Below are 16975 nucleotides of genomic sequence, written 5' to 3'. Positions count from 1 at the left end.
GGCGATAATAGCAGACCGAACCTTTGCTGAATACCAATCACCTTAATCCCCCTGATTGATTTCATTAATCAGCCTGTCGACGCAGGAAAGCCGGGATGTCCAGGTAATCCAGATCGTCTTGAGGATTGAGCTTGGCAGCCGTGGTGGCGCCTTGCTGGGCTTGGTTACGCATCACGGTCGGGCGATCCAGGTCACGGTAGTTAACCGTTGGCAGCTCCTGGCGAGTCTCCTGACGCACATCCTGACGTGCCGCCGCGGCTTGAGCCGAAGACGCCGAGTAGGACGATTGAACCGTGTTGTCGATCACTTTGACCGGCTTCTCGATTTTCGCGCCCAGACCGGTCGCTACAACGGTTACGTGCAGTTCGTCGCGCATGTCCGGGTCGATAACCGTACCGACTTTGACCATCGCGTGCTCCGAAGCAAACGCTTCGATGATGCTACCCACGTCCGAGTATTCACCCAACGACAGGTCTGGACCGGCGGTGATGTTCACCAGGATGCCACGCGCACCTTCCAGGTTGACGTCTTCGAGCAACGGGTTGCGGATGGCCGCTTCGGTCGCTTCGCGTGCACGGTTCGGACCGCTGGCGCAGCCAGTGCCCATCATCGCCATGCCCATTTCGCTCATCACGGTGCGCACGTCGGCAAAGTCGACGTTGATCATGCCCGGACGCTTGATGATGTCGGAGATGCCGCGAACGGCGCCGGCCAGTACGTCATCCGCCTTGGCGAAAGCCGACAGCAGGCTGGCGTCCTTACCGAGGATGGTCAGCAGTTTTTCGTTCGGAATCGTGATCAACGAATCGACGCTTTCGGACAGCAGACGAATACCTTCGTCAGCAATCTGCATGCGCTTGCGACCTTCGAACGGGAACGGACGTGTCACCACCGCAACGGTGAGAATCCCCATTTCTTTGGCCACTTCGGCAATGATCGGTGCTGCACCGGTACCGGTACCGCCACCCATGCCCGTGGTGATGAACACCATGTTGGTGCCCTGCAACACTTCGGCAATGCGCTCGCGGTCTTCCAGAGCGGCCTGACGACCGACCTCAGGATTGGCGCCAGCGCCCAGGCCTTTGGTCACGCCTGTGCCCAATTGCAGGATGGTGCGTGCACCAATGCTCTTGAGTGCTTGTGCGTCGGTGTTGGCGCAGATGAATTCCACACCTTCGATGTTGCTCTTAACCATATGGTTAACAGCATTGCCACCGCCACCACCAACACCGATAACCTTGATTACCGGGCTTTGCGGGATGTTGTCTACGAGTTCGAACATGGTCCCTCTCCTTACCTTCTCTAGTTTTTTTCGCCTACTTCTACTGCTTTTGAATCATTTACTGCTTAGAAATTGCCTTGTACCCAACGCTTCAAACGTTCAAGTACCGGGGCTTTTTGTTCTTCACTGCTGTAACTGTCACGGTTGCCTAGGCCCGACAGAGAGATGCCATCGGACTGCTTTTGCAGCCCGTATTGCAGCAAGCCCACAGCCGTGGAGTAAATCGGGTTACGTACCACATCGGTCAAACCCTTGAAGCTGTGCGGCACGCCCAGACGCACGGGCATATGGAAGATTTCTTCGGCCAGCTCGACCGCGCCTTCCATTTTTGACGTACCGCCCGTCAGGACGATGCCTGCCGGGATCAAATCTTCGTAGCCACTGCGGCGCAGCTCAGCCTGAATCAGGGTGAACAGCTCGTCGTAACGCGGCTCGACCACTTCGGCCAATGCCTGACGCGACAGCTCGCGCGGCGGGCGATCGCCCACGCTTGGCACTTTGATGGTTTCACCGGCGCCCGCCAGTTTGGCCAGTGCGCAGGCGTAGCGGATCTTGATTTCTTCGGCGTACTGGGTCGGTGTGCGCAACGCCATGGCGATGTCGTTGGTCACCTGATCGCCCGCAATCGGGATCACCGCCGTGTGGCGAATGGCGCCTTCGGTGAAGATCGCGATGTCCGTGGTGCCGCCGCCGATGTCCACCAGGCACACGCCCAGCTCTTTTTCGTCATCGGTGAGCACCGAGTACGCCGACGCCAGTTGCTCCAGGATGATGTCGTCCACCTCCAGGCCACAGCGACGCACGCACTTCTCGATGTTCTGCGCAGCATTCACCGCGCAGGTCACCACGTGCACCTTGGCTTCCAGACGCACGCCCGACATGCCCAGTGGCTCACGCACGCCTTCCTGGTTATCGATCACGTAGTCTTGCGCCAACGTGTGCAACACACGCTGGTCAGCGGGGATGGCGACCGCCTGGGCAGCATCCAGTACTCGCTCAAGGTCAGCCGCGCTGACTTCACGGTCGCGAATCGCCACGATGCCGTGGGAGTTCAGGCTGCGAATGTGATTACCGGCCACGCCGACAAACGCCGAGTGGATCCGGCAACCGGCCATCAGCTGCGCTTCTTCAATGGCGCGCTGGATCGATTGCACGGTGGACTCGATGTTCACCACCACGCCTTTCTTCAGGCCCCGGGACGGATGCGTGCCAATACCGACGATTTCAATCATGCCGTCTTCGCCGACCTCGCCCACCAGCGCCACCACCTTGGAGGTGCCGATATCGAGACCGACGATCATTTTTCCGCTTTGCACGTTTGCCATGGGTCCTGCCTCTTCTTAATTCTTCGCGACAGCGGGTTGGGCTATCGTGGGTGCCACAGGTTCCCGCCAGCCGACGGCCAATCCGTTGGCATAACGCAAATCAATGCGCGCTATGTTCGTAATCTGTTCTTTCAGCGTTTTTTCATAGATGGCTATGAAGCGACGCATTTTCTCTACCAGATGATCGCGCCCCAACAGCAGCTCGATACCCGGCCCTGCACTGCCAGCCCCCGTTGTCAGGAACCAGCTACCGCGTTCACGCAGCTCCAGCCGGGCGATGGAAAAACCCATCGGACGCAGCATTTGGCTCAACACCTGATACTGCTGCATCACTTGCTGTTGAGCCCGTTGCGGCCCGAACAGCTGCGGCAAATGTTCGTAATTGGCCAGTTCACGCGGGGTAAACGCCTGCCCCTGGTTGTTGAGCAGTGCTTCATCCCCCCAACGCGCCACCGGCAGTTGCTCTTCGAGGCGAATCACGACCTGGTCCGGCCACACCCGACGCACTTCGGCGTGGGCAATCCAGGGCATCTGTTCCAGCTCGGTACGCATCGCTTCCAGATCGACCGTAAAAAAGCTCGCGGCGATGTAGGGGGCGATGCGTTGTTGCACGGCTTGCTGACTGATGTAAGTCAGATCACCTTGCACGTTGACGTTGGTAATCGGCCGATCCGCGTAAGGCATGAGCCGTTGCGCGCCTTCATAGGTGCCAAATCCCAGCGCAACCAACAGCACAGGCCAAAACAATGCCTTGAGAAAGCCAAAGTTGGCTTTCGGCAGGCGCACCGACATCGGCTCTTTAGCCACCATTCGGCTTGCACCCCGCGGCACCGGCTTGCGGCCGGGAGCGAGTGGTGGCTGGCGATGCTGTGCGCCTTGCATGGACTTAACCCCGCGCCTCTACACTGGCTGCCAGAATCGACAGCACCAACTGTTGAAAATCAAGACCCGCCGCCTTGGCCGCCATCGGCACCAGGCTGTGGTCCGTCATGCCCGGCGCGGTGTTGACTTCCAGCAGCCAGAACTGGCCATCGGTGTCCTGCATCACGTCCAGACGTCCCCAACCGGCGATACCGATTGCCTCACAGGCTTTGGCCGTGAGGTCCATCAATTCTTTTTCCTTGGCCTCGTCCAGACCGCACGGCACCCGGTACTGAGTGTCGTTGGCCACGTATTTGGCGTCGTAGTCGTAGAACGTATGCGGGGTGCCCAGGGCAATGGGTGGCAACACCTGGTCACGCAGGGTGGCGATGGTGAACTCGGGACCCGAGATCCATTGCTCTACCAACACTTGCGAGTCGTACTTACTGGCTTCGGTCCACGCGCTGATCAGTTCCTCAACGCTGTTCACTTTGGCCATACCGATACTTGAACCTTCATGGGCCGGTTTGACGATCAAAGGGAAGCTCAGTTCCTTCGCGGCGCAAATACAATCGGCTTGCGTGCTCAGGACCGCATGGCGCGGGGTCGGAATCCCCAGGCTGTGCCACACCTGTTTGGTGCGCAACTTGTCCATCGCCAGAGCCGAGGCCAGGATGCCGCTGCCGGTGTAAGGGATGCCCAGGCATTCCAGCAGGCCCTGCATGCTGCCATCTTCTCCGCCGCGGCCGTGGAGAATGATGAACGCGCGGTCGATCTTCTCGCTCGTGATGCGGGTGATGAAGTCGTCGCCCACGTCGATGCCGAATGCATCAACGCCAGCGCTTTGCAGCGCGCTCAATACCGCATTGCCCGACTTGAGCGACACTTCACGTTCAGCGCTTTTGCCGCCGAACAGCACCGCCACACGGCCGAAGTCGGCTGGGGCAAGGGTCGAGAACAGAGTGGCGTAGGCAGCAGTCATTTCAACTTTCCTTCGCTGGCTGCCACAACGGCGCCGGCAAACAACGGGCTTTTAATAAGTTGGGGGGCCAGGCGGCCAATGTCGCCCGCCCCTTGGCACAGCAGAATGTCGCCAGCACGCAGCAGCGGCTTGACGATCGGCGCCAGCTCCACGCCGCGCTCAATGTAGATCGGGTCCAACTGGCCACGCTGACGGATGCTGTGGCACAGCTGGCGGCTGTCCGCGCCCGGGATAGGCTCTTCGCCCGCCGGGTAGACTTCCATCAGCAGCAGCACGTTGGCGTCGGCCAGCACTTGCACAAAATCGTCGTACAGGTCGCGGGTGCGGCTGAAACGGTGCGGCTGGTAAACCATCACCAGGCGGCGCTCCGGCCAACCACCACGCACAGCCTTGATCACCGCAGCCACTTCGGTCGGGTGATGGCCGTAGTCATCGACCAGCATCACGCTGCCGCCTTCAACCGGCAGTTCGCCATAGACCTGGAAGCGACGCCCCACACCCTGAAAGCACGACAAACCCTGAACAATGGCTTCGTCGCTGATGCCTTCGTCCGATGCGATGCAGATGGTGGCCAGTGCATTGAGCACGTTGTGGTTGCCCGGCATGTTTACCGACACATCCAGCGGCGCACGATCAGGTCGCAACACGGTGAAAAAGGTTTGCATGCCTTGCTGGCGCACATTGATCGCGCGTACGTCAGCGTTTTCGCTGAAGCCATAGGTCACGGTCGGACGCTTGACCAACGGCAGGATTTCACGCACCACCGGGTCGTCCAAGCACAGCACCGCCAAGCCATAGAACGGCAGGTTGTGCAGAAACTCGACAAAGGTTTTCTTCAGTTTGTTGAAGTCGCCTTCGTACGTCGCCATGTGGTCGGCGTCAATGTTGGTGACGACCGCCACCAGCGGTTGCAGATGCAGGAAGCTGGCATCACTTTCGTCTGCTTCGGCGATCAGGTAACGGCTGGTGCCCAGTTGTGCATTGGTGCCCGCTGCATTCAGCCGGCCACCGATCACAAACGTCGGGTCCAGCCCGCCTGCTGCAAACACCGATGCCAACAGGCTGGTGGTGGTGGTTTTGCCGTGCGTACCGGCAACGGCAATGCCATGACGGTAGCGCATCAACTCAGCCAGCATCTCGGCGCGTGGCACTACAGGAATGCGGCGCTCCAGCGCGCTCGCCACTTCCGGGTTCGACGTGTTCACCGCGCTCGACACCACCAACACATCGGCATTGGCTGCGTTTTCAGCACGGTGGCCGATGAAGATCTGTGCGCCGAACGACTCAAGACGTTCCGTCACCGGCGAAGCATTCAGGTCAGAACCCGACACCTGATAACCCAGATTGAGCAATACCTCAGCGATACCGCACATGCCCACACCGCCGATACCGACGAAGTGGATGCGGCGGATACGGCGCATTTCCGGTTGCGGCATGGCTTTTTGATTCTCAACCATGGGCCACCTCCAGGCAGATATCGACAACGTTGCGGGTCGCATCAGGTTTGGCCAGGCGGCGAGCGTTGGTCGCCATGCTGTTCAGTCGTTCCGGTTGCATCAAAACCTCTGTCAGGCGAGCAGCCAGTTCGGCTGCGCCAGTCGTCGCTTGTGGCATCAGGAAAGCCGCGCCTTCCCGAGCCAAAAAGTCGGCATTGCGGCTCTGATGGTCATCGATCGCGTGGGGCAAAGGCACCAGCAGCGAAGGCAGACCGGCCGCAGCCAGTTCACTGACGGTGAGCGCGCCTGCGCGACAAACCACCAGGTCGGCCCAGCCATAGGCATGGGCCATGTCTTTAATAAAAGGCTGTACCTGAGCCTCTACACCGACCGCGTGGTAGCGCTCGGCGGTGATTTGATCGTGTTGTTTGCCCGCCTGATGAAACACTTCAGGACGCACGTCGACCGGCACTTGAGCCAGGGCCTCGGGCAGCAGTTTGTTCAACGGCTCCGCCCCAAGGCTGCCGCCCAACACCAGCAAGCGGGCCTTGCGCCCTGGCAGCGGCGCACGCTCGGCCAGAGTGAACAGCTCAGGGCGCACAGGATTGCCTGTGGTATGGCGCTTGTGCGAGGCGTCGAAGGTGTCCGGGAACGCTTCGAGCACGCGCTCGGTCATCGGTAACAGCAAGCGGTTCGCGGTACCGGCCACAGCATTTTGTTCGTGGATAATCACCGGCACGCCGCAGGTTTTGGCCGCCAGACCACCGGGGCCTGTCACATAGCCGCCAAAACCCAGCACACACACAGGCTTGAGCTGGCGAATGATTTTGCGCGCTTCAAACAACGCCTTGAGCAACACAAAGGGGGCCTTGAGCAGTGACAATTTGCTTTTGCCACGCAGGCCCGCCACGTTGATTCGGTGCAAGGTAAAGCCCGCAGGCTCCACCAGTTCGTTTTCAATACCGCGCGGCGTACCCAGCCAGTGCACGGTGTAGCCACGGGCTTCAAACTCGCGCGCGCAGGCCAAAGCCGGGAACACATGTCCACCGGTGCCGCCCGCCATGATCAGCACATTAGCGCCCACGGTTCGGCTCCTCTGCGAAGTCGCTTTCTTTAAACTCGGTCTCTTCGCTGCCCAAGTGGGTTCGACTCTCCCACTCGATGCGCAGCAACAACCCCATGCACACGCAGCAAATCACCAACGAACTGCCGCCATAACTGAGGAAGGGCAAGGTCAAGCCCTTGGTCGGCAACAGGCCAACGTTCACCCCGATGTTGATCAGGAACTGGCCGATCCACAGGAACGACAGGCCGTACGCCATATAGGCCGCGAAATATTGTTTGGCGCGCTCAGCCCACAAGCCGATGTACATGCCGCGCACGCAAACGAAGACAAACAGGGCCACGGTCAGCAATGAACCCACCACGCCCAGCTCTTCAGCCAATACCGAGAACACGAAGTCGGTGTGAGCCTCGGGCAGGTAGAACTGCTTCTGCACGCTATTGCCCAGACCTACACCGAACCACTCGCCGCGACCAAAGGCGATCAACGCCTGTGTCAGTTGATAGCCCGAACCGAACTGATCGGACCACGGGTCGGTGAAGGTGATCAAACGTGCCATTCGATAAGGCTGCGCCTGTACCAGAACGAACACCGCGCCCACGGCCAACGCCACCATCAATGCGAAGCGGAACAGGCCCACACCGCCCAGAAACAGCATCGCCGCCGCCGCGCCCATCATGACGACAGTGGCCCCGAAGTCAGGCTCCATCAGCAACAGACCCGCCATTGGCAACAGCACGATGAACGGCTTGAAGAAGCCCATCCAGCTTTCACGCACTTCTTTTTGCTGACGTACCAGATAACCCGCGAGGTAAATCACCACAAAGACCTTGGCGATTTCCGAAGGCTGTACGTTAAAGAAGCTGAAACCGATCCAGCGCATGGAGCCGTTTACCTCACGGCCAATCCCCGGGATCAGCACGGCTACCAGTAAACCGAAAGCGCCGACCAGCAACATCCAGCCCCAGCGCTGCCATGTTGCAATCGGCACCATCATGGTCACGATGCACGCGCCCAGACCGAGCACGATGTAAAACAGGTGGCGGATCATGTGGTAAAGCGTGTTACCCGACTGCAACGCCGCGACCTCCGAGGAGGCCGAGGTGATCATCACCAGCCCCAGGCCGAGCAATGCCAGGCAACCGGCGAGCAACGGGAAGTCGAGGTCGATGCCACGGCCCGTGATCAGCGGTGAAGGATACGGTTTGAGGATGCCGAAGATCATGCCAGGGCCTCCACTGCGCGGGCGAACAGCTGGCCGCGCTCTTCGTAGTTCTTGAACATGTCAAAGCTGGCGCACGCGGGCGACAGCAGGACCGCATCGCCCGGCTCAGCCAGTGAGCGGCTCAAGGCAATCGCCTCATCCAGCGAACCCGCGCGCACTTGCGGCACGGCGTCGCCCAATGCATCGGCAATAAGATCAGCATCGCGCCCGATCAACACCACGGCGCGGCAGTATTGCGCCACGGAGTCACGCAGGCCGCTGAAGTCAGCGCCCTTGCCGTCACCGCCGGCGATCAGGATCAGTTGGCCGGCCATGTCCATGCCCAGACCTTCGATGGCCGCCAGTGCGGCGCCCACGTTGGTGGCTTTGGAGTCGTTGTAATAACTCACGCCATCGAGTTCACGGACCCACTGGCAGCGGTGCTCAAGGCCGGTGAAGTTGCGCAGGCTGTGCAACATCGCATCGAACGGCAAACCGGCGGCGTGACCGAGTGCCAGGGCGGCGAGCGCATTGGCCTGGTTGTGCGCGCCGCGCACCTTCAACTCGCGCACAGGCATCAGATTCTGGAATTCGAAGGCGAGGTATTTTTCGCCGTTCTCTTCGCGCAGACCAAACGCTTTGAAGTCCGGCGCGCTGAGGCCGAATGTCCAGCAAGGCTGGCCTTCGCTCATCAGCGGACGGGTCAGCGCATCCTGGCGGTTGACGACGACTTGTTTGGCACCGCGAAAAATCCGGTGCTTGGCCAAGTGATATGCCGGCAGACCACTGTAGCGGTCCATGTGGTCTTCGCTGACGTTGAGCACGGTGGCCACTTCAGCGCCCAGATGGTTGGTGGTTTCCAGCTGAAAGCTCGACAGTTCCATGACATACAACTCGATGTCATCGCCCAGCAGGTCCAGCGCAGGCGTGCCGAGGTTACCGCCGACTGCAACGCGTTTGCCCGCCGCTGCCGCCATGTCGCCGACCAGCGTGGTCACGGTGCTTTTGGCGTTGGAACCGCTGATTGCCACGATGGGCGCTTTCGCGTTACGCGCGAACAGATCGATATCACCCGACAGCTTCACGCCACGGGCGGCAGCCGCTTGCAAGGCAGGTGTTGCCAACGCCAGGCCGGGGCTCACGTAGAGCTCGTCGGCGCGGCACAGGAATTCGACATCCAGCTCGCCACAACGCACTTCCACTTGCGGGTAGTCACGGCGCAGCGTGGCCAGCTCCGGTGGATTTTCCCGCGTGTCTGCCACGGCAAACGACACGCCCTGCTGCGCCAGAAAGCGCACCAGGGACATGCCGCTCTTGCCGAGGCCGACAATGATGCGGAAGTGGTCAGAAGCGATCAGAGACACAGGTTCTACCTCAGCTTCAGCGTAGCAAGACCGATCAACACGAGGATCACGGTGATAATCCAGAAACGGACGATCACGCGCGGCTCGGGCCAGCCTTTGAGTTCAAAGTGGTGATGAATCGGCGCCATGCGGAACACCCGCTTGCCGGTCAACTTGAAAGACGCTACCTGGATCACCACCGACAGGGTTTCCATCACGAACACGCCGCCCATGATGAACAGCACGATTTCCTGACGCACGATCACGGCGATGGTGCCCAATGCAGCGCCGAGTGCCAGAGCGCCGACGTCACCCATAAACACTTGGGCCGGGTAGGTGTTGAACCACAGAAACCCCAGCCCTGCACCGATCAGGGCGCCGCAGAACACAATCAGTTCGCCTGCGCCCGGCACGTAAGGAATCAGCAGGTAGTCGGCAAATTTCACGTTACCCGACAGGTAGCAGAAGATGCCTAGCGCACCGCCCACCATCACCGTCGGCATGATTGCCAGGCCATCGAGGCCGTCAGTCAGGTTGACCGCGTTGCTCGAACCCACGATTACAAAGTAGGTCAGCACCACGAAGCCAATTCCCAGCGGGATACTGGCGTCTTTAAGGATCGGCAGGATCAGCGTGGTTTCGACGGCGCTCGGCGCGGTCATGTACAGAAAGATCGCTGCACCCAGACCAAACACCGACTGCCAGAAATACTTCCAGCGGCTCGGAAGGCCACGGGAGTTTTTCTCGATCACTTTGCGGTAGTCATCGACCCAGCCGATGGCTCCGAACAACAGAGTCACCAGCATCACCACCCACACGTAACGGTTGCTCAGGTCGGCCCAAAGCAAGGTGCTGATGGTAATGGCGGACAGAATCAGTGCCCCGCCCATGGTCGGCGTACCGGATTTGGACAAGTGCGATTGCGGGCCGTCGTTACGCACCGATTGGCCGATTTGACGGTTTTGCAGGGTGCGGATCATCCACGGCCCAAGGCACAGCGACAACGACAGCGCGGTCAGTACGCCCAGAATCCCGCGCAAGGACAGGTACTGGAAGACCGCGAAGCCCTTGTAGAACTGTTGCAGATACTCCGCTAGCAGCAGCAGCATTAATGTTTCTCCCCGCTGGAACCGCACAACGCCGCAACGATGTTTTCCATCGCTGCGCTGCGCGAGCCCTTGATCAAAATAGTGGTGTTTGTTTCGTGTTCAGCGCGAAGCGCCTTGATCAGGTCGGCCTGATTGGCGAAGTGACGAGCCGGGTGTCCAAATGCAGCGACGGCATGAGCCATCATCGGCCCCACCGCATAGAGCGCTGAAACCTTGTCGGCGGCATATGCGCCTACTTCACGATGTCCTTGCTCCGCCCACTCACCCAACTCACCAATGTCTCCGAGCACCAGGACGGTGCGACCGGAAAAGCCGGCGAGTATATCAACGGCAGCGCACATTGAGGTGGGGTTTGCATTGTAAGTGTCATCAATAATTCGTAGCCCCCCAGCGGTCAGTTGAGCGACTGCGCGGCCTTTGACCGGCTGTACGGCTTCAAGCCCTGAGGTAATGCCAAACAGCGAGACACCCAGCGCATGAGCAGCAGCGGCAGCGGCCAGGGCATTGGCGACGTTATGGGTGCCCAGCAAATTGAGCTGAACCCGCTCAGCACCCAGAGGGCTGTGCAGCGTAAAAGCGGGGCAGCCGCGTGCATCGCGGGACAATTGGCTGGCGTAAAAATGTGCATCAGAATTTGTCAGGGCAAAGCTGAGCACCTTGCGCCCGGCAGCGCGCGCCTGCCAGATAGCAAAAGCCTTGTCATCCAGATTGAGTACGGCGACGCCATCAGCGTCCAGCCCTTCAATGATTTCGCCCTTGGCTTCGACGATTTTTTCGGGGCCACCAAACTCACCGACATGGGCCGTGCCCGCATTGTTCAACACCGCCACATGAGGACGGGTCATGGCGACGGTGTAGGCGATTTCGCCCAGACGCGAGGCACCCAGCTCGATCACCGCGGCCGTGTGTTCAGGCGCCAGTTCCAGCAGGGTCAGCGGCACACCCAGGTCGTTGTTCAAATTGCCTTTAGTGGCCAGTACCGGACCACGGGTGCGCAGGATGCAGGCAAGCATTTCCTTAACCGTGGTTTTGCCGCTGGAACCGGTGATCGCGGCGACCGGTTTGTCGTAGTCAGCGCGATTGAGCGCGCCCAATTGGCCCAACGCAATGCGAGTGTCCTTGACGATCAGTTGCGGCAGCGTCGATTCGGGGACTTCGCGCTCCACCAGCGCGGCAACGGCACCTTTGGCCGCCACTTCATTGAGGTAGTCATGCCCATCGAAACGCGGGCCGGTCAGGGCAATAAACAATTGGCCCTTGGTGATGGCACGGCTGTCGATGCTGGCACCATTGAAGCTCGCGTCAGCTTCAACCAGACGGCCATCCAGCTGGGCGCAGACCTCACTCAACCGCAGTGGCTTAAGCATGGGCAGCCTCCCAAATAGCCAGGGCTTTTTCGGCTTCGACCAGATCTGAGAAATCATGGCGCTCGCCATTGATTTCCTGATAGTCCTCGTGACCTTTGCCGGCCAGTACGATCACGTCGTCGGCGCTGGCGCTGGCAATCATCCGGGCGATGGCGGCGCCACGGCCCGGCACGAACTGGATGCGGTCAGGCACAGTAAAACCGGCCCGAATGTCGTCAAAAATGTTCGACGGCGCTTCAGTGCGCGGGTTGTCGTCCGTTACCAGGACGCCATCTGCCAAACGTTCAACCACTTCGGCCATCAACGCACGCTTGCCGCGATCACGGTCGCCGCCGCAGCCGAACAGGCACAACAACTTGCCTTTGGCGTGCGGACGCAGCGCCAACAATACTTTTTCCAGCGCATCGGGGGTGTGCGCGTAATCAACCACCACCAACGGTTTAGAACCGCCGCCCAAGCGCTGCATGCGACCTACCGGACCTTCCAGTTTTGGCAGCACTTTGAGAATTTCATCCAGCGCGTACTCAAGCCCCAGCAGCGCGCCAATCGCAGCCAGCACGTTGCTCAGGTTGAAACGCCCCAGCAAGCTGCTGCGCAGTAAGTGCTCGCCTTGAGCTGTTACCACGGTGGCACGCACGCCGTTGTCATCGAATATCGCGTCGCGGCAATACAGGGACGCGCTGCTGTCTTCAAGGCTGTAACTGATCAAGCGCGAATCGTGTTTTTCAGCGGCCAACTGACGGCCAAAGTCATCGTCCAGATTCAGTACACGGCAACGCAAACCTGGCCAGGCGAACAGTTTGGCCTTGGCCGCCGCGTAGACTTGCATCGTGCCGTGGTAGTCCAGATGATCGCGCGACAAGTTGGTCAGTACCGCCACATCAAACGCCAACGCGCTGACCCGCCCCTGATCCAGACCGTGAGAGGAAACCTCCATTGCAACCGCTTTGGCGCCGGCTTTTTTCAAGTCAGCCAACATGGCTTGCACCGCAATCGGGTCAGGCGTGGTGTGACGACCGCTTTGCAGCGCACCATGAAAACCGGTGCCCAATGTGCCGACGATGCCGCAGTGTTGCCCCAGCAGGTCAAGCGCTTGCGCCACCAGCTGAGTCACGCTGGTTTTACCATTGGTGCCGGTGACGCCCACCAGATTGAGCTGGCGGCTCGGCTCGCCATAAAACCGCCCGGCGATATCGGACAATTGCGCCGCCAGCCCTTTGACGGGAATCAGCGGCACTGAGGTGATAGGCAACACCGAGGCGCCTTCCACTTCATAGGCAACGGCGGCGGCACCACGGGCCAACGCGTCACTGATGTGCTCACGCCCATCGAGCTTGCCACCTGGCACGGCGAGAAACAGATCGCCTGCGCGCACATTGCGACTATCGAGGGTCAGCTCGCGGATCAGCAAGTCGTGACCGGCGTGGGGGAAAATTTTGTTCAGGCTCAGGGACATTAGCCGCGCCCTCCTTTGGCTGCCGCAGCGGCCGCTGCTGCTTGTTGCTCCGCCGCTGTGGGCAGGTTATCGGGCGTAACGTTCATCAGGCGCAGGGTGCCGGACATGACTTTACTGAACACCGGTGCCGAAACCAGGCCACCGAAGTAGCCCGCTTTGCTCGGCTCGTCGATCACCACCACGATCGCGTAACGCGGATCGCTCATCGGGCCGAAGCCTGCAAACAGGGAACGATAAGAGTTCACCGCGTAACCTTTGACGCCACCGGAGGACGTTTTACGCGCCGTACCCGATTTGCCACCGACGTGGTACGCGGGCACTTTGGCTCGCCACACACCACGCGGGTTTTCGATCACTTCCTGAAGCATGCCTTGCACGGTTTTGGCCACTTGCTCAGGCATTACCTGCGCCGCCTGGGCCGGTTTGTCGGCCTTGAGCAGCGTCAGCGGGGCCAGCTTGCCGTTGTTGGCCAAGGCCGAGAACGCGTGCACCAACTGGATCGCGGTCACCGACACGCCGTAGCCGTAAGACAGGGTCGCGGTTTCAGCTTTGCGCCACTCGCGGTAGTTAGGCAGGTTGCCAACACGCTCGCCGGGAAAACCCAGGCCCGTGTCCTGACCCAAGCCCATTTTCGCCATCTGACGGAAAATCGCTTCGCCGCCAATATCGAAGGCCACCTTACTCATGCCCACGTTACTGGAGTTGATCAAAATACCGGTCAGGTCGAGGATCGGGCCTTCGGTACGCGACACGTCGCGAATAGTGTATTTGCCCAACTGCAACGTGCCCGGATACACCTCAACCTTGTCAGTGGGCTTCCAGCGACCGGTTTCCAGTGCGGCACTCATCGAGATCGGTTTGACCGTCGAACCCGGCTCGAACACGTCGATCATGGCGCGGTTACGCATCATTGCCGGTTGCAGGTTACGACGGTTGTTCGGGTTATAGGTGGGCTGGTTGACCATGGCCAGGATCTCGCCGGTCTTCACATCCATGATCACCAGGCTGCCCGCCTTGGCGCCATTTTCAACCAGCGCGTTGCGCAGTTCGCGGTTGGCCAGGTATTGCAGGCGCAGGTCAATCGACAACGCCAAGGTCTTCCCTGCCTTGGCGTTTTTAGTCACTTGCACGTCTTTGATCAGACGCCCGCGTCGGTCCTTGATGACCTGTCGCTTGCCCGCAACCCCTGCCAGCCACTCGTCGTAAGCCAGCTCGACACCTTCGCGACCCTTGTCGTCAATATCGGTAAAGCCAACCATGTGCGCGGTCACTTCACCGGCCGGGTAGAAGCGGCGGAATTCCTCAATGCCATACACGCCAGGCACTTTTAGATCGAGCACGACCTGCCCTTGCTCAGGCGTCAGGCCACGCACCAGATAGATAAATTCTTTGTTGGCTTGCTGTTCAAGACGCGCCGTCAGCACTTTGGGGTCTTGCCCAAGCGCATGCGCCAAGGCGGGCCAGCGGTCTTTGGCTACCTGCATTTCCTTGGCATTGGCCCACAACGTGGTCACCGGGGTACTGACCGCCAAAGGCTCGCCATTACGGTCGGTGATCAGGCCGCGGTGCGCCGGAATCGGAATGTGCCGCACGCTGCGCGCATCGCCCTGACCCTTGAGGAAGTCATGGTCGATCACTTGCAGGTAAATGATTTGGCAGGCGATAGCGCCTACCAGCAGTGCCAGCAAGGCCAGCACTACACGAAAACGCCACGGGTAAAGCGCGCCTTCGAGTTTGATCATGGCGCCACCATCCGCACTTCTGCGGCGCCGGGGATGCGCATTTTCAGCTGTTCACTGGCCAGGGTTTCGATGCGACTGTGGGCGGTCCAGGTGCTTTGTTCAAGGATCAAGCGGCCCCATTCGGCCTGCGCCTTGTCACGCACACTCAACTCCCCATACAGGGTGTTGAGCAGTTGACGGTTCCAGTGGGCACTGTAAGAAACGCCCACAGCCGATACCAGCACGCCAATAAACAACAGCAGCATGAAAAAACTTCCGCCGGGAAGTGGTTTGGCGAAGAGCTTGTTCAACGAAGCTTCTCCGCAACGCGCATAACAGCGCTGCGCGAGCGCGGATTGGCTTTGATTTCTGCTTCGCAGGCTGTCTGCGCCTTGCCGTGAATTTTAATTTTTGGAACAAAGGCAACGTGCTGAACCGGCAAGCCACGCGGCAAGTTGTCCGGCTCGCCTTTGACCAGCTTGCGCATGAACAATTTGACGATACGGTCTTCAAGGGAGTGAAAGCTGATTACCACCAGCCGGCCGCCGATTTCCAGCGACTCCAGCGCAGCTTCAAGGCCCGCCTCAAGATCACCCAATTCATTGTTAACGTGAATGCGCAGGCCCTGGAAGGTGCGGGTCGCCGGGTGCTTGCCCTTCTCCCAGGCTGGGTTAGCGACTTTCAACACTTCTGCCAGGTCAGCCGTGCGTTCGAACGGCTGGATGTCACGCCGCTCGACAACCGCACGCGCCATACGGCCAGAAAAACGCTCTTCGCCGTACTCTTTGAACACGCGGGCGATTTCTTCCTGAGAAGCGCTGTTCACAAATTCGGCAGCGCTGATACCGCTGTCCGGATTCATGCGCATGTCCAGCGGGCCATCGTTCATGAAACTGAAACCGCGCTCTGGGTCATCGAGTTGCGGCGAGGACACGCCCAGATCGAGCAATACACCGCTGACCTTTCCAGCCAAGCCGCGCGCTGCGACCTCTGAGCCCATTTCGGCAAAGCTGCGTTGCACAATGACAAAGCGGCCGTCTTCGGCCGCTAGCGCTTGCCCGGTGGCAATCGCTTGTGGATCTTTATCAAACCCGAGCAGTTGCCCTTGCGGGCCGAGCTTCTGGAGTATCAGGCGGCTATGTCCGCCGCGACCGAAGGTGCCATCCAGATAGCATCCATCAGGACGTACGGCGAGAGCCTCTACGGCTTCGTCGAGCAGTACGGTGATGTGGTTGAAGCCGCTATCTATAGTCACAGAATTAAATCACGCAGTTCGTCAGGCATCGCGCCCGGTTGTTGAATGGCTGCAAGGTCGGCGGCCGAAACGGCTTCCCAGGCATCCTCGTCCCACAGTTGAAACTTGTTCAGTTGGCCCACCAACATTGCGCGCTTCTCCAACTTGGCATATTCACGCAAACGCGGCGGCACCAGAAAACGACCACTGCCATCGAGCTCAAGGTCGACAGCATTACCAATCAACAGACGTTGCAAACGGCGGTTCTCTTCACGCAATGAAGGCAACGCCCGCAGCTTGGTTTCAATCAGCTCCCACTCATCGAGCGGGTACACACATAAGCAGGGATCTACCGCATCAATGGTCACAATCAGTTGCCCGGAACTGCGCGAAATCAGCTCGTCACGGTACCGGCTCGGCATTGCGAGACGACCCTTGGCATCGAGACTGATAGCGTTGGCTCCACGAAACACGGCTGCGTTTCTCCAAATGTTAGCGTTTTACGTCTAGAAAACCCACTTTATGCCACTTTTCGCCACTTGCGCACACTATAGGAATGCGCCCACCACACCGTCAAGGCGCGGCCCGAAGG

Annotated in this window: 15 protein-coding genes; all 15 read right to left on the bottom strand. The window is 59.7% G+C overall.

The features are described 5' to 3' along the window. Positions 1-64 precede the first annotated feature (64 nt). Positions 65-1282 (bottom strand): cell division protein FtsZ, encoded by a 1218-nt coding sequence (gene ftsZ / locus ACP7A4_RS01805; RefSeq protein WP_048362566.1) that lies wholly within the window; start codon positions 1280-1282, stop codon positions 65-67. A gap of 65 nt (positions 1283-1347) precedes the next feature. Then, positions 1348-2607: a cell division protein FtsA gene (gene ftsA / locus ACP7A4_RS01800; RefSeq protein ID WP_048362565.1), complete on the bottom strand. Its 1260-nt coding sequence runs from the start codon at positions 2605-2607 to the stop codon at positions 1348-1350. Between the two features lie 15 nt (positions 2608-2622). Then, positions 2623-3489 carry a cell division protein FtsQ/DivIB gene (locus tag ACP7A4_RS01795; protein ID WP_048362564.1) on the bottom strand — a complete coding sequence of 289 codons (867 nt, stop codon included), beginning with the start codon at positions 3487-3489 and terminating at the stop codon, positions 2623-2625. Between the two features lie 4 nt (positions 3490-3493). Continuing rightward, on the bottom strand, positions 3494-4450 hold the full coding sequence (locus ACP7A4_RS01790) for a D-alanine--D-alanine ligase (protein ID WP_203302295.1): 957 nt from the start codon (positions 4448-4450) through the stop codon (positions 3494-3496). Further along, positions 4447-5907 carry a UDP-N-acetylmuramate--L-alanine ligase gene (gene murC, locus ACP7A4_RS01785; RefSeq protein ID WP_048362562.1) on the bottom strand — a complete coding sequence of 487 codons (1461 nt, stop codon included), beginning with the start codon at positions 5905-5907 and terminating at the stop codon, positions 4447-4449. Before murC ends, ACP7A4_RS01790 begins: the two co-directional genes overlap by 4 nt. After that, on the bottom strand, positions 5900-6970 hold the full coding sequence (gene murG, locus ACP7A4_RS01780) for an undecaprenyldiphospho-muramoylpentapeptide beta-N-acetylglucosaminyltransferase (protein WP_203302293.1): 1071 nt from the start codon (positions 6968-6970) through the stop codon (positions 5900-5902). Before murG ends, murC begins: the two co-directional genes overlap by 8 nt. Further along, complete coding sequence (gene ftsW / locus ACP7A4_RS01775; protein WP_059765082.1) at positions 6960-8174, bottom strand: putative lipid II flippase FtsW; 1215 nt, start codon at positions 8172-8174, stop codon at positions 6960-6962. Before ftsW ends, murG begins: the two co-directional genes overlap by 11 nt. Next, positions 8171-9517, bottom strand: a complete 1347-nt coding sequence (murD, locus tag ACP7A4_RS01770) for a UDP-N-acetylmuramoyl-L-alanine--D-glutamate ligase (protein ID WP_059765085.1) — start codon at positions 9515-9517, stop codon at positions 8171-8173. Before murD ends, ftsW begins: the two co-directional genes overlap by 4 nt. Before the next feature lie 5 nt (positions 9518-9522). Beyond that, positions 9523-10605: a phospho-N-acetylmuramoyl-pentapeptide-transferase gene (gene mraY, locus ACP7A4_RS01765; protein ID WP_047273782.1), complete on the bottom strand. Its 1083-nt coding sequence runs from the start codon at positions 10603-10605 to the stop codon at positions 9523-9525. Then, a complete protein-coding gene (locus ACP7A4_RS01760) occupies positions 10605-11972 on the bottom strand; it encodes a UDP-N-acetylmuramoyl-tripeptide--D-alanyl-D-alanine ligase (protein ID WP_426245288.1) in 1368 nt (455 codons plus the stop codon). The genes mraY and ACP7A4_RS01760 overlap by 1 nt, the downstream gene beginning before the upstream one ends. Beyond that, complete coding sequence (locus tag ACP7A4_RS01755; protein ID WP_059765089.1) at positions 11965-13428, bottom strand: UDP-N-acetylmuramoyl-L-alanyl-D-glutamate--2,6-diaminopimelate ligase; 1464 nt, start codon at positions 13426-13428, stop codon at positions 11965-11967. The genes ACP7A4_RS01760 and ACP7A4_RS01755 overlap by 8 nt, the downstream gene beginning before the upstream one ends. After that, positions 13428-15170, bottom strand: a complete 1743-nt coding sequence (locus ACP7A4_RS01750; RefSeq protein WP_048362556.1) for a peptidoglycan D,D-transpeptidase FtsI family protein — start codon at positions 15168-15170, stop codon at positions 13428-13430. The genes ACP7A4_RS01755 and ACP7A4_RS01750 overlap by 1 nt, the downstream gene beginning before the upstream one ends. Next, a complete protein-coding gene (gene ftsL, locus ACP7A4_RS01745; RefSeq protein ID WP_019823808.1) occupies positions 15167-15460 on the bottom strand; it encodes a cell division protein FtsL in 294 nt (97 codons plus the stop codon). The genes ACP7A4_RS01750 and ftsL overlap by 4 nt, the downstream gene beginning before the upstream one ends. Next, positions 15457-16404: a 16S rRNA (cytosine(1402)-N(4))-methyltransferase RsmH gene (rsmH, locus tag ACP7A4_RS01740; RefSeq protein WP_048362555.1), complete on the bottom strand. Its 948-nt coding sequence runs from the start codon at positions 16402-16404 to the stop codon at positions 15457-15459. The genes ftsL and rsmH overlap by 4 nt, the downstream gene beginning before the upstream one ends. Next, entirely contained in the window at positions 16401-16856 is a 456-nt protein-coding gene (gene mraZ / locus ACP7A4_RS01735; RefSeq protein WP_047273774.1) for a division/cell wall cluster transcriptional repressor MraZ, read from the bottom strand. The genes rsmH and mraZ overlap by 4 nt, the downstream gene beginning before the upstream one ends. Positions 16857-16975 lie beyond the last annotated feature (119 nt).

This window comes from Pseudomonas sp. TWR3-1-1 (assembly GCF_049896545.1).
GTDB lineage: Bacteria > Pseudomonadota > Gammaproteobacteria > Pseudomonadales > Pseudomonadaceae > Aquipseudomonas > Aquipseudomonas weihenstephanensis.
This window is presented reverse-complemented; position numbering and strand designations above follow the sequence as displayed.

Coding starts and splice junctions, on each gene's coding strand:
- ftsZ (WP_048362566.1), bottom strand. CDS start 1,282: ATGTTCGAACTCGTAGACAACATCCCGCAAAGCCCGGTAATCAAGGTT.
- ftsA (WP_048362565.1), bottom strand. CDS start 2,607: ATGGCAAACGTGCAAAGCGGAAAAATGATCGTCGGTCTCGATATCGGC.
- ACP7A4_RS01795 (WP_048362564.1), bottom strand. CDS start 3,489: ATGCAAGGCGCACAGCATCGCCAGCCACCACTCGCTCCCGGCCGCAAG.
- ACP7A4_RS01790 (WP_203302295.1), bottom strand. CDS start 4,450: ATGACTGCTGCCTACGCCACTCTGTTCTCGACCCTTGCCCCAGCCGAC.
- murC (WP_048362562.1), bottom strand. CDS start 5,907: ATGGTTGAGAATCAAAAAGCCATGCCGCAACCGGAAATGCGCCGTATC.
- ftsW (WP_059765082.1), bottom strand. CDS start 8,174: ATGATCTTCGGCATCCTCAAACCGTATCCTTCACCGCTGATCACGGGC.
- mraY (WP_047273782.1), bottom strand. CDS start 10,605: ATGCTGCTGCTGCTAGCGGAGTATCTGCAACAGTTCTACAAGGGCTTC.
- ACP7A4_RS01760 (WP_426245288.1), bottom strand. CDS start 11,972: ATGCTTAAGCCACTGCGGTTGAGTGAGGTCTGCGCCCAGCTGGATGGC.
- ACP7A4_RS01755 (WP_059765089.1), bottom strand. CDS start 13,428: ATGTCCCTGAGCCTGAACAAAATTTTCCCCCACGCCGGTCACGACTTG.
- ACP7A4_RS01750 (WP_048362556.1), bottom strand. CDS start 15,170: ATGATCAAACTCGAAGGCGCGCTTTACCCGTGGCGTTTTCGTGTAGTG.